Annotated in this window: 32 protein-coding genes and 1 pseudogene; 3 read left to right on the forward strand and 30 right to left on the reverse strand. The window is 57.4% G+C overall.

Going from position 1 to position 14,776, the window contains the following annotated elements:
- Positions 1 to 26 precede the first annotated feature (26 nt).
- The 3 genes from AC0OO9_RS31000 (at position 27) to AC0OO9_RS31010 (ending at position 1,422) form a co-directional block, all read left to right on the forward strand.
- Complete coding sequence (locus AC0OO9_RS31000) at positions 27 to 158, forward strand: hypothetical protein (RefSeq protein WP_484514383.1); 132 nt, start codon at positions 27 to 29, stop codon at positions 156 to 158.
- Between the two features lie 704 nt (positions 159 to 862).
- Complete coding sequence (locus tag AC0OO9_RS31005; RefSeq protein ID WP_484514385.1) at positions 863 to 1,201, forward strand: hypothetical protein; 339 nt, start codon at positions 863 to 865, stop codon at positions 1,199 to 1,201.
- Positions 1,202 to 1,203: 2 nt separating this feature from the next.
- Positions 1,204 to 1,422, forward strand: coding sequence for a hypothetical protein (locus AC0OO9_RS31010; RefSeq protein ID WP_484514387.1), 219 nt, complete (start codon positions 1,204 to 1,206; stop codon positions 1,420 to 1,422).
- Between the two features lie 72 nt (positions 1,423 to 1,494).
- Here the strand turns inward: AC0OO9_RS31010 and AC0OO9_RS31015 are convergent, their stop codons facing one another.
- From AC0OO9_RS31015 to AC0OO9_RS31160, 30 genes and pseudogenes are all read right to left on the reverse strand, one after another.
- Positions 1,495 to 1,827, reverse strand: coding sequence for a DUF6197 family protein (locus AC0OO9_RS31015; RefSeq protein WP_484514389.1), 333 nt, complete (start codon positions 1,825 to 1,827; stop codon positions 1,495 to 1,497).
- Positions 1,824 to 2,672, reverse strand: a complete 849-nt coding sequence (locus AC0OO9_RS31020) for an SPFH domain-containing protein (protein ID WP_484514391.1) — start codon at positions 2,670 to 2,672, stop codon at positions 1,824 to 1,826. The genes AC0OO9_RS31015 and AC0OO9_RS31020 overlap by 4 nt, the downstream gene beginning before the upstream one ends.
- Positions 2,672 to 2,902, reverse strand: coding sequence for a hypothetical protein (locus AC0OO9_RS31025; RefSeq protein ID WP_484514393.1), 231 nt, complete (start codon positions 2,900 to 2,902; stop codon positions 2,672 to 2,674). The genes AC0OO9_RS31020 and AC0OO9_RS31025 overlap by 1 nt, the downstream gene beginning before the upstream one ends.
- A 2-nt stretch (positions 2,903 to 2,904) precedes the next feature.
- Positions 2,905 to 3,675, reverse strand: coding sequence for an FAD-dependent thymidylate synthase (gene thyX / locus AC0OO9_RS31030; RefSeq protein ID WP_484514394.1), 771 nt, complete (start codon positions 3,673 to 3,675; stop codon positions 2,905 to 2,907).
- Between the two features lie 2 nt (positions 3,676 to 3,677).
- Entirely contained in the window at positions 3,678 to 4,004 is a 327-nt protein-coding gene (locus AC0OO9_RS31035) for a hypothetical protein (protein WP_484514396.1), read from the reverse strand.
- Positions 4,005 to 4,024: 20 nt separating this feature from the next.
- A complete protein-coding gene (locus tag AC0OO9_RS31040; RefSeq protein WP_484514398.1) occupies positions 4,025 to 4,294 on the reverse strand; it encodes a hypothetical protein in 270 nt (89 codons plus the stop codon).
- A complete protein-coding gene (locus AC0OO9_RS31045; RefSeq protein ID WP_484514400.1) occupies positions 4,294 to 5,202 on the reverse strand; it encodes a hypothetical protein in 909 nt (302 codons plus the stop codon). The genes AC0OO9_RS31040 and AC0OO9_RS31045 overlap by 1 nt, the downstream gene beginning before the upstream one ends.
- A gap of 18 nt (positions 5,203 to 5,220) precedes the next feature.
- Positions 5,221 to 5,712, reverse strand: coding sequence for an RNA polymerase sigma factor (locus AC0OO9_RS31050; protein ID WP_484514402.1), 492 nt, complete (start codon positions 5,710 to 5,712; stop codon positions 5,221 to 5,223).
- A 134-nt stretch (positions 5,713 to 5,846) separates the two neighbouring features.
- On the reverse strand, positions 5,847 to 6,026 hold the full coding sequence (locus AC0OO9_RS31055) for a hypothetical protein (protein ID WP_484514403.1): 180 nt from the start codon (positions 6,024 to 6,026) through the stop codon (positions 5,847 to 5,849).
- Positions 6,019 to 6,615, reverse strand: coding sequence for a hypothetical protein (locus AC0OO9_RS31060; protein ID WP_484514405.1), 597 nt, complete (start codon positions 6,613 to 6,615; stop codon positions 6,019 to 6,021). Before AC0OO9_RS31060 ends, AC0OO9_RS31055 begins: the two co-directional genes overlap by 8 nt.
- Positions 6,612 to 6,773 carry a hypothetical protein gene (locus AC0OO9_RS31065; RefSeq protein WP_484514407.1) on the reverse strand — a complete coding sequence of 54 codons (162 nt, stop codon included), beginning with the start codon at positions 6,771 to 6,773 and terminating at the stop codon, positions 6,612 to 6,614. The genes AC0OO9_RS31060 and AC0OO9_RS31065 overlap by 4 nt, the downstream gene beginning before the upstream one ends.
- Entirely contained in the window at positions 6,766 to 6,936 is a 171-nt protein-coding gene (locus AC0OO9_RS31070; RefSeq protein ID WP_484514409.1) for a hypothetical protein, read from the reverse strand. Before AC0OO9_RS31070 ends, AC0OO9_RS31065 begins: the two co-directional genes overlap by 8 nt.
- Positions 6,936 to 7,670: a ribonuclease H-like domain-containing protein gene (locus AC0OO9_RS31075; RefSeq protein WP_484514411.1), complete on the reverse strand. Its 735-nt coding sequence runs from the start codon at positions 7,668 to 7,670 to the stop codon at positions 6,936 to 6,938. Before AC0OO9_RS31075 ends, AC0OO9_RS31070 begins: the two co-directional genes overlap by 1 nt.
- Positions 7,651 to 8,163: a dATP/dGTP diphosphohydrolase domain-containing protein gene (locus AC0OO9_RS31080; RefSeq protein WP_484514412.1), complete on the reverse strand. Its 513-nt coding sequence runs from the start codon at positions 8,161 to 8,163 to the stop codon at positions 7,651 to 7,653. Before AC0OO9_RS31080 ends, AC0OO9_RS31075 begins: the two co-directional genes overlap by 20 nt.
- Positions 8,153 to 8,413, reverse strand: a complete 261-nt coding sequence (locus AC0OO9_RS31085) for a hypothetical protein (protein ID WP_484514414.1) — start codon at positions 8,411 to 8,413, stop codon at positions 8,153 to 8,155. Before AC0OO9_RS31085 ends, AC0OO9_RS31080 begins: the two co-directional genes overlap by 11 nt.
- Complete coding sequence (locus tag AC0OO9_RS31090; RefSeq protein WP_484514416.1) at positions 8,410 to 9,042, reverse strand: toprim domain-containing protein; 633 nt, start codon at positions 9,040 to 9,042, stop codon at positions 8,410 to 8,412. Before AC0OO9_RS31090 ends, AC0OO9_RS31085 begins: the two co-directional genes overlap by 4 nt.
- A 7-nt stretch (positions 9,043 to 9,049) precedes the next feature.
- Positions 9,050 to 9,241: pseudogene (locus AC0OO9_RS31095) on the reverse strand (hypothetical protein); the annotation flags it as partial.
- A 28-nt stretch (positions 9,242 to 9,269) separates the two neighbouring features.
- A complete protein-coding gene (locus AC0OO9_RS31100) occupies positions 9,270 to 9,461 on the reverse strand; it encodes a hypothetical protein (RefSeq protein WP_484514418.1) in 192 nt (63 codons plus the stop codon).
- On the reverse strand, positions 9,458 to 9,706 hold the full coding sequence (locus AC0OO9_RS31105; protein ID WP_484514420.1) for a hypothetical protein: 249 nt from the start codon (positions 9,704 to 9,706) through the stop codon (positions 9,458 to 9,460). The genes AC0OO9_RS31100 and AC0OO9_RS31105 overlap by 4 nt, the downstream gene beginning before the upstream one ends.
- Positions 9,703 to 10,146 (reverse strand): endonuclease VII domain-containing protein, encoded by a 444-nt coding sequence (locus AC0OO9_RS31110; RefSeq protein ID WP_484514421.1) that lies wholly within the window; start codon positions 10,144 to 10,146, stop codon positions 9,703 to 9,705. Before AC0OO9_RS31110 ends, AC0OO9_RS31105 begins: the two co-directional genes overlap by 4 nt.
- Positions 10,147 to 10,149: 3 nt before the next feature.
- On the reverse strand, positions 10,150 to 10,590 hold the full coding sequence (locus AC0OO9_RS31115; RefSeq protein ID WP_484514423.1) for a phosphatase domain-containing protein: 441 nt from the start codon (positions 10,588 to 10,590) through the stop codon (positions 10,150 to 10,152).
- Positions 10,583 to 10,945: a hypothetical protein gene (locus AC0OO9_RS31120; protein WP_484514425.1), complete on the reverse strand. Its 363-nt coding sequence runs from the start codon at positions 10,943 to 10,945 to the stop codon at positions 10,583 to 10,585. Before AC0OO9_RS31120 ends, AC0OO9_RS31115 begins: the two co-directional genes overlap by 8 nt.
- A gap of 145 nt (positions 10,946 to 11,090) precedes the next feature.
- A complete protein-coding gene (locus tag AC0OO9_RS31125; RefSeq protein WP_484514427.1) occupies positions 11,091 to 11,441 on the reverse strand; it encodes a hypothetical protein in 351 nt (116 codons plus the stop codon).
- A gap of 81 nt (positions 11,442 to 11,522) precedes the next feature.
- Entirely contained in the window at positions 11,523 to 11,855 is a 333-nt protein-coding gene (locus AC0OO9_RS31130) for a hypothetical protein (RefSeq protein ID WP_484514428.1), read from the reverse strand.
- On the reverse strand, positions 11,855 to 12,247 hold the full coding sequence (locus tag AC0OO9_RS31135) for a hypothetical protein (protein WP_484514430.1): 393 nt from the start codon (positions 12,245 to 12,247) through the stop codon (positions 11,855 to 11,857). The genes AC0OO9_RS31130 and AC0OO9_RS31135 overlap by 1 nt, the downstream gene beginning before the upstream one ends.
- On the reverse strand, positions 12,244 to 13,026 hold the full coding sequence (locus AC0OO9_RS31140) for a DUF7275 domain-containing protein (RefSeq protein ID WP_484514431.1): 783 nt from the start codon (positions 13,024 to 13,026) through the stop codon (positions 12,244 to 12,246). Before AC0OO9_RS31140 ends, AC0OO9_RS31135 begins: the two co-directional genes overlap by 4 nt.
- 2 nt (positions 13,027 to 13,028) lie before the next feature.
- On the reverse strand, positions 13,029 to 13,367 hold the full coding sequence (locus AC0OO9_RS31145) for a hypothetical protein (protein ID WP_484514433.1): 339 nt from the start codon (positions 13,365 to 13,367) through the stop codon (positions 13,029 to 13,031).
- Positions 13,367 to 13,537, reverse strand: coding sequence for a hypothetical protein (locus AC0OO9_RS31150; RefSeq protein ID WP_484514435.1), 171 nt, complete (start codon positions 13,535 to 13,537; stop codon positions 13,367 to 13,369). The genes AC0OO9_RS31145 and AC0OO9_RS31150 overlap by 1 nt, the downstream gene beginning before the upstream one ends.
- Positions 13,534 to 13,986: a hypothetical protein gene (locus AC0OO9_RS31155; protein ID WP_484514437.1), complete on the reverse strand. Its 453-nt coding sequence runs from the start codon at positions 13,984 to 13,986 to the stop codon at positions 13,534 to 13,536. Before AC0OO9_RS31155 ends, AC0OO9_RS31150 begins: the two co-directional genes overlap by 4 nt.
- Positions 13,983 to 14,756, reverse strand: coding sequence for an AAA family ATPase (locus AC0OO9_RS31160; RefSeq protein WP_484514438.1), 774 nt, complete (start codon positions 14,754 to 14,756; stop codon positions 13,983 to 13,985). The genes AC0OO9_RS31155 and AC0OO9_RS31160 overlap by 4 nt, the downstream gene beginning before the upstream one ends.
- Between the last annotated feature and the right edge of the window lie 20 nt (positions 14,757 to 14,776).

A 14,776-nucleotide genomic window follows, 5' to 3' on the forward strand; every position in this document is an offset into this window, starting at 1 on the left:
CTGCCGGTGAGATAGACGGATCAGACATGGAGCTTCGATTCGTCCCCAAGGGCAAGCACGTCACAGACATCACACCCTCCTCGACCGTACTGATGATGGGCAGTCCGTTGTGCATTATCGCGGAAGTGGTGGGGGACATTTCCCTTGCCGAAATCTGAGGTACCTATATGACTACTCTGAGCACCGTGGCGAAACTGCCACGGCCTGAACTGACTGATACTCCGAACGCCCCAGCGGCATTCAACGCCCTAACGAATGCGCTAGACCCACTGGTTATCCCGAAGTTTGCCAGTGCTGCGGCTAGGGACGCTGCTATCCCCAGCCCCGCCGCCGGCCAGCACGCTTACCTAACGGACAGCCACACCCTGATGTCTTATCATGCTGGCCTCGGTCGGTGGGTGAGCCACCTGGCCTACGTCGGTATGCCGTATTCGTACGCAGAAGATGGTACCGATATTGTGGTCTCTACAGGAACACCTACCGCCGGAAGTCCTGTTGTTGGGGTAACGTTCGTCGTTCCTCCTTCAGGAATCGTGTTGATTTCTGTAACCGGCTACATGGAGACGACCAACAACGGTAACAGCACCATTCTGGGTTACGAGGTCCGAACCGGAGGCACCATCGGATCTGGCACGGTTGTTCAGGCTCCCGACATGGAGTCTCGAAGCGTCGTTGCTGGGCGAGGTGTCGTAACCAGTGGACCCGCTACTTCAAACGGAACTCATCGCAGGCCGCTGACGCTGTTGACGCCTGGTGCAACCTATAACGTCAGGACTATGCACTGGGGTTCACCAAACGGCGCTGGGTACGCCCGATTCCGGAGCATCCTAGTCGAGCCGGTCTAATGACCAATTAGGAACCCATGGATGCAAACACCGTCGCCATCATTATTGGAGTTCTGGGATTCCTAGGAGGTGGTTGGGGCTATCTCAGCCAACGCAAAACCGCCAAGGAAAACCGAGAGCTACAGAAGCAGCAAGTTGAGGCTCAGGCATACGAACGGGCGAGACAGCATTATGACGCCATCATTGATGACCTGACTAAACATATTGAATGGCTCAAGCAGGAATTGTCCTCAGCCACAGAAGAGAATACTCGACTGAAGGCCCGGATTGATGCGCTTGAGAAAACTGTGGAAGCGCTCCGTACCGCGAGCGTAATCGTGATTGAGCCCCCGAAGAGCGGGGAAGTTGGGAGATAAGAATGCGTACTGCTAAGGCATGGGTGTCGGCCGTTGGTACGGTCGTCGCTGCTCTGTCGGCCGCGTTCGCCGACGACATCTTCTCGGACAACGAGGTTGCTGGCCTGGTGTCGACTGTGGTTCTGGCTGGTCTGTCGGTGTATGCCGTCTACAAGGTGCCGAACAAGGAGCCGGTGACTGAGCCGGCTGTCGACACGCACGAGGAGCCGTACCTGTACTGACTTAGGAGGTGATCCTAGTCTAAGCACACGAGAAAGCCCCCCAGCTTCGCGCTGGGGGGCTTTTCTTCGTTTCTAGGTAGTGGAGGCTACCTCAGCCTCATGAAGCTCCAGGAGAGCCTTCAGGACGGACTCCTTGGTGGCTAGATTATCGTTCCAGATCCACACCCGATCCCTAGCGTCCGTACGCCACGGAGCGCGGACATACTCGGCGAACTCACCCAGGGCGGGAAGAACGTCGTAGGAGTTATACATGTCCCAGGCATCGCCAGTGATCGCCTTGCTGATTGCGCCTCCGGCGCAGTAGCAGTCCTTGCCGATCTCTCGATCGAAGTAATGAGGCTCGCCGGTCCCCCAGTCGCCTTCAGCAATGAGGTTGTGTGCCTTCAGCCAGATCGTCTCAGTCACTTCGCCCCCATCACAATTCCCGGGTTCAGGCAGAGACCGGGATTGGCCCCAACCTTCTCTGCGATCTCCAAGCAGCGAGTCTGCTTGTCCACCTTTGCGTTCGTCTCAGTAACCTGCTTCTGGATCTCAGCGTTCTTCCTGTCCTGCTCAAGGTTGCGAGTCTGAGCAAGCTTGTCCTGGAATGCCTTGATGTTGGCCTCGGTCTTCTCGTCGTGGTCAACACGAACCACGGTGACGCTTAGGATCTCAACGTCACTTCCGAGGCGATTGTTCGCCGCGTCGCGAATCTTGTCAGCGAACGGCTGAAGCGGAACGTTCAGGTTCCCAGTCTTGAGGTCAATCTTCTCAAGCGGGTTGTAGGTGGCGAAGGCGTCGTTAACGGCGCTGTCAAGCTGGACCCCTACGCGCTGACCGGAGAACTGCTCGAAGTCCCCCTTGTAAGCCATGAACTGCTCAGGAGCCTTCTCAGCCTTGGTCTTCCACTGGATGAGGGTGTGAACACAGGCGTCCGCCAGAGTCCCCGTACGGACCCGAACACAGCCCTTTCCAAGGTGGTCGTACTTCTGGTTAGAAGCATCCCACTCCCCTACCTTCTCCCAGGGAGCCACCCAGGTAAGACCGGAGCCGGTGATCTCGCCGGTGGGCTTGTTGAAGCTCGTGACGATGCCGACGTTCCGAACAGGGACAGAGTTGGCGGATGCGCCGATCGTCAGACCGATTGCCACCAGGAAGGCGATCACAGCCACAGCGGCAGGGCCACCCTTATCCCTGGACACCGCCGCAACGAGCCCAGCGACAACAGTTACAACCCCTGCGAAAATCGCAAGCCAAAACAGGAACGGCATTACTTGCTCTCCTTCGAGGAAGAGACACCCCGGATGAGCGTCCCAAAGGCGTTTGCGGCAAGAACAATCAAGACCGTCTGCCAGAACCCAAAGGCAGGGATGGGTGCCCATACGTCGTGGTGGATGGCCCCAAGCAGTAGCATCACCCACCAGGCTTCGAGGAACATCAGAAGTGGTGCGAGTACCAGAACTGCCAGGCAGCCGGCAAGAGCCGCGTCCTTGCTCTCCATATTCAGTTGTCTCCCTCGATGTTGTGCAGCTCTGCAAGATCCTGGACCGAGTTCGGAGCCAGGCGAACCAGTTCCTTCAGCACCCCCCGAGCGAACTCCCGGATCTCTGCGTCAGCAGCATCCGAAAGCCTCTGCTCGATGATGTTCCGCCAAGCCCGGATACTTCCGGTGACGAAGAACCGAGTCTCGGTGTTCTCCGGGAGAACCGCACGAGCGGCACCACGGATCTCCTTGCGCTTGTAACCCTTGCGCTCCAAGAACTTCGCAAGCCACTCGTAGCAGTCCCGAGCCTGCTCATTCATAGCCTCAAGCTCGTCCTTGACGGTCCACTCCTGATCGAACCCACCAGGGCCGTGTAGCGGCTCGTCAAGGTGCTTCTCAAGCAGAGGGGGGGTCACGAACCCAACGGCACTGTTCTCCCCGTGGTCGACGTACCGCTGACTGAGCACCGAGAAGTTGATGCCGTAGCGCTGCTGGTGACGCTCAAGCTCCAAGAGCAGAGCCCGAGAGACACCAGCGACGTACAGGGTGACGTGACCGTGGCCCAGGACGCTGAGATGGTCTACCTCGATGATGTGCCCGAGATAGGTCTTGTTGGTGGCAGTGGCAGGGTTGGGGCGGTGCTCCGAGAGGTAGCACTTCCGACCAGTAGCCTCGTGGAGTTCATCGATGTCGGTCGGGATGTTTCCCTCCATGTGGGGAACGTACCCAGACTCCTCAAGAGCCCTGTAGTCAACCTGTGTGTAGGCGACGGCTTTGACGTGCAATGCCATATTCAGTTGTCCTCGTCCTCTTCATCCTCGTCATACGGAGGGTTGAAGTCGATGGTAATCCGTGCCGGACGACGGGCACCGAAGATGTTCTCTTCGTACTCGACGTACACGGGGAACGTGCCGTCGCCGTCGAGAGTGGCAATGGCAAGGCCCAGGCCCGTCCCAGCGGGCTCAGCAACGCTGTCCTTTTCGCCATCCCAAAGCTTGTCGCAGAAGTCCGACCAGCTCTCGAAGACGTGACTAGAATCCTTGGCTACGACGTAGCAGGGGTCACCAATCCAGATCAGCCCCGCATCGACGTAGCAGTGACCAACAAGCCTGCGATCCATATTCAGTTGTCCTTGCTCTCTTAGACGCCGGTACCGATCCAGCCCAGACCCTTGGGAACCTCGACGTTGTTGGCGAATTCCTTCTTCGGAGGAATGAACGACTCCGGGTAGATCGCGCCCAGGTGCCCGAAGACTGCGAGAAGTTCGCCCCCAGGGGACACGAAGGTTGCTTCGTAGATGGGCATCTTGCCGGCGTCAACCTGTGCCTCAGCCGACGTGACCTTCAGGACGGTTCCCTCGGGAACGTCGAATCTTTCCTGCTCCCCACCGCGCTCGATGACATACCGCATCAGATCGGCCTTCCCTTCCAGTATTGAACCAAGCCAGTCTGAAGTTCCTCAGCCTGCTCGACGGTGACGATTCGCATTCCGTACTTGTCGGCAGCGTTCACCACCAGCATCCCGAAGTCCGGGTCGCTACCATCCGGCTCGATGATGTACTCCGGAATCGCCTTCTGAACTCGGCCACCCTTGTCGGAGAGTTTGACGTGTCCGTAGCAGAGCATCGTTCCGCAGACATAATAGAACCCTCGGCCATAACCGTGTTCGTACGTCCGAGACTCCTCGCCAGACTGGCTCTTTTCCCACCAGTCCTTTTCCTGCTTCTTCAGCTCATCGAGAGTCGAGAAGCCATAGAAACCGGAGTCCGAACCAGCGTTCGCACCAGAGGCCAGGGTGACGTTCTCCCCCGGCTGCCAGATGTGATCCTGAGTCATTGCCTTCAGGGAGCCATCCGGGTAGAGCTTCCAAGTTCGGAAGAGCCGGATGGCACCAGGAAGCTTGTCGAGAGAGGCGATGTGTTCCTGGTACTTGCGCTCTTTCTCCTTCTTCCGGGCGGCCAAGGCATCTAGGTAGCGCTGTTCAGTCGCTCGGTGAAGACTCAACTCCCGCAGGGCGTCTTGGAAGGTGTAGTCGTAGTCACACCCCACGCTGTACCTGCACCCGATGCAGTTTCCGCAGTCCATCTTGCTACCTCCCTGCGGGGACGAGTTCCCGGTTCGGCGCTTCCTCTCCAACACGAGATGGCTCGGAGTGCTCCGGAGCCTCCACGGGAACTTCGAGAGGAACGACCTCGTACTCCTTGATGGTTTCGCCGATGTTTGCCATAGCCATCTCCCCTTCTTGATCCGGAACCAGAGGTGGAACGCCACCACGAACGCGAAGGGCAGCCAGGCAGCTACCCGAACCGCAACTTCCATAACCGCCAGTTTAGTACCTCAGACGGCTGTCGACAAGTGTGAAAGTTCCTCCCGTAGTGTCGCTTTCGCCCCGCTGCGAGGGTTGTACCAAAGGGATTCGGCATACCCAAGCTGGTTCTTCAAGACTTTCGTGCTCATATCGGACCAGAACCTCAGGTAGACGTACTCCCTCTGCCGTGCTGGCAGGGCTCTGACAGCAGCTAGCACCTCTTCCCTGTGGGCTGAGACCCCAGCTTCTAAAACGTAGCCCTCCTCAGGCAGCTCAGAGGGCTCCACGGGGATGTCTGGATACCTCTTCTTCAGGTGGTTGAGGATGGTCCACCTGGCAGCCTGCTTCAGGTAGGCATCATTGATGGTCTTGCCGGCAGCCTTTGCCTTCTCAGCAGCCGTCCACATGGCAATCCAGCCCTCCTGGGCCAGGTCTTCGGTGTCGATGTTCGGAGAGCCAGGGCTACGGACTCTGTTGATGTAGCTCTTGACCCACTTCAGATGGTCGGTGGTGACTTCCAATGTCTGCTAGCTCCTTGAGGGTGTCGTAAAGAGAGAGGAGCCTACGGCCCGCATCGGGGCCGTAGGCGTCAACCCTCGCTCGGTAGGTATCTGGGATATCTACCGCTTCAAGCAACTCCCTCAGAATTGAGGGATCAATCAACTCGCTTGAACTCCACTGCGCTCGCAGGAATCTCTAGGGTCACAGTCGGCGTTCCAAAGCCAAGCTGAACCTTGATATCCCAGACCACCCGAGGAAACTCATCCTCATCGAAGAGGACCTTCGGGTCACCGTCTGGATTTGGAATAACCGTTACCTTCGGGTACTCACTCATAGCCACTCCCAATCATGTGCTGTGCTCGGGTGTTGCTGATTGCCGTACGAGGATGACCAGGGCGAGGATAGGTGTTCACGATCTCTACGAGCTTGTCAATAGCTCGGTCGCACCGCTTACGCTTTGCCTCGGTCAGATCATCGTGGAGTGCGTACTTCTCGAAGATGACCTTCTGGTCCTCCTGGGGGAGCTGAGTCCAAGCCCAAGAGATATCGCTCTGAAGGTCCAGCTCGTCTGCCGAATCCTTGATGGACTTGGCATCCTCCGGGACGTACGTGTCGTACCACTCATTCCTATCGAAGGTGTGCTCAAGAATCCTCTTGATGTCCTTCGCTGAGTACGAATACTGCGGACTCACATGCAGCGCTTCTGCTCGCTGGTCTCCTGCGAACATCTTTGCCATCCGCCATAGAGCCCCTGTGACCCCCGCTCCATCGGGACTCTTAAACTCACTCCGGTTCTCTAAGATCTTCAAGTAGAGATGCTGAGAGATGTCCTCTCGGTCAACCCCTGGGAAGTCTCGGGAGACTGAAGTGGAGATCTTCAGGATTACGTCATCGAAGACCTCAAGTGGATCAAGGATCTTCAATCCTCCACCTCGCCAATCCAGTCGATCTCGGTGAACCGCTCGGTCTCGTGGTAGTCCATGTCGTAGCGGACAAACTCCTTCGCCTGTTCCAGCGAATCAGCCTCTACCTCACCAGAGCAGGAGAGGGTGATAGTCCCCTCGAACTCGTACTTAGGCATCCTCAGCCTCAGCCATCACGTCCAGGATCGCCAGCGGCAGCTTCAACAACGACCCGACCTTGATGAGGAAATTCCCCAGATCTTCTGCGGTGTACGGCCCCTCAATCGTGCCGATGTCATACGACTCTCCACCGACAACCAGAGTGATCGTGTCAGTCTCCATTACCTAACCCCCACGTAATCGACGCCATCAAGTCGCTTGGTGCCTCGGGACCAGCGGCCACAGTTCTTGCACGAATACCGCTGGAAAGCCCCCTGAAGGGTGTACGCACGCCCCTCCTTCACGAGGTTCGTGCTGCCGCAGTTAGGGCACCCCTGAGCCTCCTGGTAGAGATTCCGGTTGGGGTGGTTGTCGATCCAAGGAAGAAGTCTGTCGTAGACCTCTTCAAGAACCGTTACGTCCCTGCGGTTGTACGTCTCGAAGCGAGCCCAAGCCTCAGGGTCATCGTTCATCACCCCAAGCCAGGTCGAAAAGCCTCCGGTCTCCTCCTTGCCCCCAAGCTGAAGGAGCTGGTCTGAGACGTACTGAAGCTTGTTGCTGGGAAGCCGGAACTTCTTGGCTACCACCTGCTTCAAGTCAATCTGCTTGAACGGACTCGGAGGAGGCATGTCCTCGGACAAGAACTCCTGATACAGAATCGGGATGTCGAATGACTTGCCGTTGTAGTGGATTACTGCATCAGCCTGATCCAGGTAGTTCCAAGCCCACTGAAGCATCTCCTCTTTGCCATCTTGGAGAGACCAGAAATACGTGCCGCTTTCCCCGTACCACTTCGCCGCGAAGCACAACATATAGCTGGGCTTAATCAGCATCGGAAGAGGAACGTCCTGCTTCCAGAGGCCCCAGACGTACGCCATATTCGGCGCAGTCTCGATGTCAATTAGCAGCGTCTTCAATCGTCCTCCAATCGTAGAGGTCATCAAGTCGGCTGTGCTCATTCCGCATCAGCCCCATGATGTTGAAGACTGCTGCCGCCAGGTGGTCTTCATCCCGCTCACCACGTCGGTAAGCCTCGACGTGCCTCATGAGACTCGCCATGTAGTTGCTCGACGGAATCCCCTTGGTCCAGTTGTGCTCGCCGTAGTGCTCAGCGCCCTTGCGCATATGCTCTGCGAACCGGAAGAGAAACCCTGGGTCGATCAGGTCGTACCGAGGCTTGTCCGTAGCGGAATCCCGCATAGCCCCAGAGGGGAACACCTTCTGACCGGAGGACTTCACCTGGAACTCATCGAAGTCACCCATGACGCTGTGCTCAGGAGCGTCCTTCTGCTCAGGGCAGCCACCGTAGGTGTACCTCTCGAAGGGCTCTGCCAGCTCGTGATAGAGATACTTTCCCGGCGGGCAATCAGCCGGATCTCCTCGCCACACGTAATCGGGCTCAGTCGTCATCCTCATCGTCCTCCCCGCCACCAAGACCCATCTCCTGAATCAGGGCGTCTCCGATGAGCTGAGCCGACGTAGCAGCGGCCTGAGCAAGCATCTCTGCGATGTCGTCGTACTTGTTGGCTACGTCCCGATGGAGGCCAGCAAGAGCCTGAACCTCTACGATCTTCTCCCGAGTGAAACCGACGATTGCGGTATTCAGTTGGAAGATCTCACCGTAGGTGTCAGTAGGACCGTTGGCGTCGTCATTATTCAATTGTTTGCCCCCACGAACTTTCGCAGTTCTTCTCGGCCGTGCTCCACAAAGAAACTGTTGACATCCTGCTTCTCTGGGAACGTTACGATCTTAACGTCTTCAACGTCCGCTCTGATGGCTCCCCCTAGCTTCTCGCCGGCTTCGTCGCCATCAGCGAGAACCACAACGGTGCGATATCTGAACAGCCGCCAGAACCCAGACTTCCAGTTGCTTGAGCCCGGGATACCCACGGTCGGCAGACCGCACATCCAAGCGGTTATACAGTCAATCTCTCCCTCGGTGATATACACCGTCTGGTCCATGCCTCTGAGGGCCACAGTGTTATAGAGGGTGTTGCTCGCACCAGAGGAGCCGAGATACTTAGGCTTCTGTCCCTCGGTGAGAGACCTGAACCGCAGTTGCAGTGGCCCAGACCAACTCCAATAGGGGATGCAGAGCCTAGCTGCCGGGTCGCCTACCTCCGGGTCGTCGCCCGTGAAGCCTAGACGGAAGTGTGCCACGGCCTCTCTCGAAAGACGCCGTTCCTCCATTAGGTATTCTTCGGCCAGACTTCCCGGTAGGTTTTCCTGATACTTTCGGGACCTGAATTCGAGCGACTTCCTCATAATATCGGATGGCACCAGCGACATCTAACCTCCTCTGTTGCATAATCAGGCTCAGGGTGTCACCCTTTGCGTCGCAGGCTTGGCACTTGTACGCGTTCTCAATGGTGTTCGCTCGACCAGACTTATGCCTGTCCCCGTGGAGTACGCACGTAACCGTGTGCCACCCTCTATCAGGGTGGACATCGTGGAATCCCCAAGCTTCGAGGAGGGGGAGGATGGGCATACTCTCGGAGAGACCCAATTAGTCCTCCTCAGAATGGCGGTTCGCCGTTCAGGTCGTAGTCATCCCAATCCTCATCATCCTCGGCGAACCATTCATTCTGACAAGGATCAAGACACAGCCCAGAGATCTGGAATTCGCTCTGAGAGAGGTAGTCCCAGGAAAGGAATTCCTCCGGAGCGATCTCCCGACCACAACCAATGGGCTTGGGGTAGCAGTTCACTGATCCTCTCCCTGGCCGGCGTACGTATCCAGGGTGGGGTCGGTCTCTTCGTCGTACTCGTCCTCCTCACCCCAGTCAACCTCGTCCTCATTCTTGATCTCGATGCGATCGATGTCGTTGCTGTCGGAGCTGAACCACACCCGATAGGCAAGGTCCGAATACGGAATCGGATACCAGATACCTTCGTCAACCATTGAAAGGTCAAGTTCTACGGTGCGGTCCGGGTGGTGACGAAACTGAATCATCTCTTCCTCTTCCTCGGCGCTCGCTTCTTGGGTGGCCTTCCAGGGGCCACAACGGTCTTTCCAAGGGCTTTCGTAGCCGGAGGGTCACGTAGGTAGTCCGCAAGCTGCTGGGCTCTCTCGTGGCTCTTGAGGCGGCCTACTAGACGGGTGTTGCAGTAAGGGCAGAGGATGCCCCGAATAGGACCGCTCTGCTTTACCGCGTGCTCGTGGTCCAGGTGGAATGTCTCCCTGGTGCCGTCAGCTTTCAGCCGGGGCTCTCGCTGACAGATGGCACACCTGCGACCCTGGGCTTCCCAGATGTGATCCCAATCCGCTTGGCCGATGCCATAGGTTCTTTGAAGGTGGGCCTCTCGGCCGGCAGTCTTCTTGCAAGCATCCTTCTTGCAGAACTTCTTTTGACTGCCGACCAAGAGATCACCACACGTTACGCAGTCAGCCAAGGATTAAAAATCCCCATCCGCTACCTGAAGCACAGTCAGACCGAGATCCCGCCACATCGCAACGACCTTGTTGCGGTCGTCCAGGACGTATCGAACGTCGTAGACAGGCTCGATGCAGCGCTCATAGATCTCTCGCTTCACGACCTCATCCGGGCGATAGTCACGCTCGGGGCGCATAATCAGCTCATCGCCATAGAGGCCGTTGTCCCTCAGCCAATCCGAGGTCAGGTCGTAGCATTCCTCTGACCGACCGGAGACAAACAGGGTGTAGCAAAGAACGCCCTGGGAGCTGATACCGCGACCGAGGATGCCAACGAGGTCCCGAATGGGCTCGATAACCGTGTCCTCATGGACCTTCGAGTAGTCGTAGGGCGACCGCTCACCCTTGTCCGCCACAGTGCCGTCGATGTCCACGATGATTGCGGCGGGCTTCCTCTTACTCATAGAACACCACCGTCTTCGGAGTCGGCTTAACCTCGTAGGGCTCGCCATCCAGCTCACCACCGGAGTACGAGGCGTACCAGCCGTCCATCCGGAAGAACCTCTCGGTGCCACCCTCAGAGGTCACCTTCACGACAACCCAGTAGTCCTCGCCCTGGCCCTCGCCGCCATAGTCAGCCTCTCGGGTGATCACTCCGAACGGGCTGGGGACATCATTGACCTCCTCGTACTTCAGAAGAGACCAAAGGTCGCCGTCATCGGGGGTGAAGGTGACAGGTCCGTAGTAACCCTCTCGGGTCACCTCGAAGTCGTTGGTCATCCACTGGTCAAGCTCAGCGACGGTGTACGTAGAAGACACGAATACTCCTCGTTATTTAGTTGTGGTACGGTGTGCGGGACCGTATTCAAATAGCGATGTGTGCGGTCGTTGCGGGCACCCTTGGATCTAGGGCAGCCTCGGACAGAGGGGGACAGGTTTACCGGCCTGTCCCCCTCGCCTTCACTCAGCCGAAGGTGTAAACGACCCGAGTCTCTTCCTTCGGGGTAACGGGCTTGACGACGTTTGACCAGACGATCTCGCCGTAGCTGTCACCTTCACCAGTGGTCTTGTAGAAGTACTCACCGATCTTCAGGACCACGTACGAGCTGTACTCCGTGCCCTGCGGGTAGGAGCCATCCTCGAAGTAGCCGGTCTCCATCTCATCGAGATCGGGCTTAACCTTCTTGGCAACAACCTCTGCGTCCCCGATGCCATCAATGCGCATCTTGTGGCCGATTGGCCAAGCCTTGAAGTACGAGGAAGAATCGTGCTCCGCATAGCTCCACTGTCCGCGAAGCTTCTCCTCAAGCTGCATGGCAACGAAGACAGGATTGTCATCAGCAACAGTGCTGGTGCAGTACGGGCAGGTAGCCATATTCAGTTGTCTCCCCAGAGATCAGACGTAATCGAAAACGGTAACGGTCCTGGGCTCAGCCTTCACCTCACGGCAGGGGCCATCCCACTCGGTACCGCCGTAGGAGCTTCGAGTGCCCTCCTTCTTGAAGAAGCGACCATCGACCTTCAGCACCATGAACACCGGACCACTGGTGGTCTCGCCGTAGGAGTCGTACTCCGCAGGCCCAGGAGGAGACACCATCTCGACGGAGCCGATGTCGGCGATGTGGAGCGTCCGACCCTTCGTCAGATCCTCTAGCGTCCACCACCTGTCAGCAATCTGAAGCTTCGAGGCAATGTCGTTGGTGATCTGACCACACGTAGGGCAGTTCATCACAGCTTCTCCTCAATCAGATCTGCCAGCTCAGCAAACGTGACGCCCTCATCATTCAGGTCTGCCAAGGCGTCACCATCAACGGCGGGGTTGGACAAGTAATCAGTGTGGATCTCACCATCCCAGCCCTCCCACTCTTCGGTGAGTCCAGCCCACCTGGCAACAGACTCGGGGAGGTGGTGACGGTTTCCGTCGTAGGCGAGGCCCGAGATGGGGTCCCCACTCGGAGAAGTCGCCTCCTGGGCGGGGGCGATAACTCCGTCTCGGACAGCCAGTTCTGAGAGCACTCCGAGGCAGCAATACTTGCCACCCTCACACAGGTGGTCCCTGCCCTGCTCGAACTCCCCACTACGGAGAGCGGCTACCCAACGCTGCTTGATGTCCTCGTTCACTTGCTCTCCTCCAAGGGGATCAGAAAATGCGAGTTCTCTCGGTGATGGCGTACATAGTCCATATCTGGACGGTGGAACAGGTCGTAGTTCTCCGCAATAAACCGAGCACTCTTCCCTCTCGTTAGACTGGTGATTGTGCGGCGCAGTGCCCAGTGGTACGCAGCCCCAGGGCTACCGATGTAATTCCTCGGGATGACGATGCGTTCCAACGCCGTGGCGTACACCTCTTCGCGGAACAGTCGGACTTGAGTATCGAAGTCCGCAGCCCAGACCTTCGACATATCCATGTCGACGGAGTGGCCGTCCTTCAGGAACAGCTCGTACAAAGGCTTCCCAGGGGTGTACGCAACCGAGTAGTGCAGACTGTCGTGGTCGTACTTGCGCTGGACCGCATCCTTGAAGAAGCTGTCAGCCTCCTTGGTGAGGTCCATCTTCTTGGAGCCGTGCTTCTCGGTCCAGATCTCGTAGAGGAGCTTGTAAAGGGGCTCGATGACCTGACACCCCTTGTGCTTCAGGAACATCAGGTCTGCCATGTGCTTCCCCCAGGAGCCATTAGGCAACTCCCAGAAGGCGTGGCTGAGCTTGATGGTGTAAAGCTCATCCGGGGTTGCCGGACGCTCTTCGTCCTTTTGCCAGAACTGCCGAAGCTTCTCATCGAAGAAGACATCCCCATTGAGATCCCTCGGGTACCAGCTAGAAAGAACGTCGTAGTCCTTGGGCTCTCGGGGAAAATCCTCGAAGTGGTCTTTGATTGCCGTCGAGCCAATGACGATGTGCATTTCTAGATCACCTCGTAGTCCGTGACGACCTTCTGAACAGGCTTGACCTCAGAGAAGAACCCGTCCCAGTGCGTTCCGCAGTGGGATTCGTACCAGCCTTCCTTTCGGAAGACTCGGTTGCCCACCTGGAACATCATCCAAAGAGTGGTGGTCTGAACGCCGTTGAAGTCGTGCTCCCAAACCTTCACAGGACCAAGGCCGAGGACATCAACGATCGCCTCCTTCTCGCGCCAGGGAATCATCTCCTGCCAGTCATGCCAGGAGAACGACTCTTCATCCTCGTCAGTCGGGTCCTGCTTGTGCTCAAGAAGCAGGTCTTCGACCTCGTACTCAGTCAGCATCAGATCTCCTCCTGCAACTCAGGCGAAAAGTGCTCGATGAAACCCCGCCAGAGATGGAACTCCTCGGGGCTTAGGGTCTGAAACTCGTAGACCCCCGCGCTCTCATCAATTACGCCGATGATCTCGCAGTAGTCGTTGTCATCGATCCAATAGCCCTTGGTGCCGATCAAAGAAATTCCTTCCCGTTGTCATCGTGAAGCCAGGCCAACTTCTCTTCGTCAGTACGGGTATCGGGCTTGATGTCGTCGGCAATCCCAGCTATCCATCGCTGGGGATAGTGGTAACTATTGACAAACGGCGAAGGAATGAGTCCACCGACGGCGTACGCCCAGTGGTTCGGGTGCCACTCAGCCTCAGCTCGACGCATAACCGTCATGAGGTCAAGCTGACTGTCGAACATCACCGTTACCGTCTCGCCCGATCCCATTCGCACCTTCCCCCGAAGGTACGAGGTCTTCTGGCCGGTGATGTAATGAACAGGCGTCGGGTCCAGGGCCGAGTAGAGCGCCACCGGCGCGTCCTGGATCATCATGAAATCAGTTCCACCGATGCTCTCGATTTCCCCATCCTTCGGACCACCGATGAACAGAGCTACATCAGGATCACTCCCCCAGTTCATCCAAACCAGCTCCTTTCAGGCGTCCATGGGATGCGAACAAACAACCCTCCATCACTCTGAGCCTTGCCCGAAGAGTTCTTTACTACTGAGACGTTCAGGTAACCGATCATCTCCGGGTCCTGGAACATCGTGAGAATCAGCCGAGGTCGCTTATCAACTTTGTTCATCAAGCTGCGCTTCCCCATCGGAGCATTCCCCTCGACGTTATCCCCCGTAACGTGGTGAAGGAAATGCACATGAGCCCCTGTCTCCCGAGCCTTAGCCGCCCCCCAGAGAAGAGCCTCACGCTGATTGCTGTTCTCATCAGCTCCGTAACCGGAGTCGACATCCATAAGGTTGTCCACGACAATCAGATGTGGATACTCCCCGTTGGCTACCGCGTACGCATCGATCTCCGCGTCCATGTGGGTTAGCTCAGGAGCTACCGTGAAATCCCACCAAACGTGCTCGGTAGCCTCGTGGAAACTCTCCCAACCCCCCGGCTCCTTCAGCTTCTCTTCAGCCTCCTCCTGGGTACACTCGAAGACGCCCTGTACTGCCCGGACTCCTACCGTCGCCGTGTCAGAGTCGGACGAGAAATACAGCGTCGGAATCGGATAGATGTCGTCGTAGCGGGCGTTCATTACCCAGTGAGTCCAGAAGGCAGTTTTGCCGCCACCACTAGCAGCAGCAGTTAGCCCCATTTGGCCTCGTCGGGCGAACGCCCTGAGGCTGTCGAGCTGGGGGAAGGCCGAGGGCAAAGGTTCCCCGCCCTTCCCCCGAGCGCGCATAGCCAGAGAGAGGCTATTCA

This window comes from Micromonospora sp. USAFONa4 (assembly GCF_057197825.1).

Bases quoted from the DNA above. Each gene is read 5' to 3' on its own strand.
- AC0OO9_RS31000 (WP_484514383.1), top strand. From the start codon at position 27: ATGGAGCTTCGATTCGTCCCCAAGGGCAAGCACGTCACAGACATCACA.
- AC0OO9_RS31005 (WP_484514385.1), top strand. From the start codon at position 863: ATGGATGCAAACACCGTCGCCATCATTATTGGAGTTCTGGGATTCCTA.
- AC0OO9_RS31010 (WP_484514387.1), top strand. From the start codon at position 1,204: ATGCGTACTGCTAAGGCATGGGTGTCGGCCGTTGGTACGGTCGTCGCT.
- AC0OO9_RS31020 (WP_484514391.1), bottom strand. From the start codon at position 2,672: ATGCCGTTCCTGTTTTGGCTTGCGATTTTCGCAGGGGTTGTAACTGTT.
- AC0OO9_RS31025 (WP_484514393.1), bottom strand. From the start codon at position 2,902: ATGGAGAGCAAGGACGCGGCTCTTGCCGGCTGCCTGGCAGTTCTGGTA.
- thyX (WP_484514394.1), bottom strand. From the start codon at position 3,675: ATGGCATTGCACGTCAAAGCCGTCGCCTACACACAGGTTGACTACAGG.
- AC0OO9_RS31035 (WP_484514396.1), bottom strand. From the start codon at position 4,004: ATGGATCGCAGGCTTGTTGGTCACTGCTACGTCGATGCGGGGCTGATC.
- AC0OO9_RS31040 (WP_484514398.1), bottom strand. From the start codon at position 4,294: ATGCGGTATGTCATCGAGCGCGGTGGGGAGCAGGAAAGATTCGACGTT.
- AC0OO9_RS31045 (WP_484514400.1), bottom strand. From the start codon at position 5,202: ATGGAAGTTGCGGTTCGGGTAGCTGCCTGGCTGCCCTTCGCGTTCGTG.
- AC0OO9_RS31055 (WP_484514403.1), bottom strand. From the start codon at position 6,026: ATGAGTGAGTACCCGAAGGTAACGGTTATTCCAAATCCAGACGGTGAC.
- AC0OO9_RS31065 (WP_484514407.1), bottom strand. From the start codon at position 6,773: ATGCCTAAGTACGAGTTCGAGGGGACTATCACCCTCTCCTGCTCTGGT.
- AC0OO9_RS31070 (WP_484514409.1), bottom strand. From the start codon at position 6,936: ATGGAGACTGACACGATCACTCTGGTTGTCGGTGGAGAGTCGTATGAC.
- AC0OO9_RS31080 (WP_484514412.1), bottom strand. From the start codon at position 8,163: ATGACGACTGAGCCCGATTACGTGTGGCGAGGAGATCCGGCTGATTGC.
- AC0OO9_RS31090 (WP_484514416.1), bottom strand. From the start codon at position 9,042: ATGTCGCTGGTGCCATCCGATATTATGAGGAAGTCGCTCGAATTCAGG.
- AC0OO9_RS31105 (WP_484514420.1), bottom strand. From the start codon at position 9,706: ATGATTCAGTTTCGTCACCACCCGGACCGCACCGTAGAACTTGACCTT.
- AC0OO9_RS31115 (WP_484514423.1), bottom strand. From the start codon at position 10,590: ATGAGTAAGAGGAAGCCCGCCGCAATCATCGTGGACATCGACGGCACT.
- AC0OO9_RS31125 (WP_484514427.1), bottom strand. From the start codon at position 11,441: ATGCAGCTTGAGGAGAAGCTTCGCGGACAGTGGAGCTATGCGGAGCAC.
- AC0OO9_RS31130 (WP_484514428.1), bottom strand. From the start codon at position 11,855: ATGAACTGCCCTACGTGTGGTCAGATCACCAACGACATTGCCTCGAAG.
- AC0OO9_RS31140 (WP_484514431.1), bottom strand. From the start codon at position 13,026: ATGCACATCGTCATTGGCTCGACGGCAATCAAAGACCACTTCGAGGAT.
- AC0OO9_RS31145 (WP_484514433.1), bottom strand. From the start codon at position 13,367: ATGCTGACTGAGTACGAGGTCGAAGACCTGCTTCTTGAGCACAAGCAG.
- AC0OO9_RS31155 (WP_484514437.1), bottom strand. From the start codon at position 13,986: ATGAACTGGGGGAGTGATCCTGATGTAGCTCTGTTCATCGGTGGTCCG.
- AC0OO9_RS31160 (WP_484514438.1), bottom strand. From the start codon at position 14,756: ATGCGCGCTCGGGGGAAGGGCGGGGAACCTTTGCCCTCGGCCTTCCCC.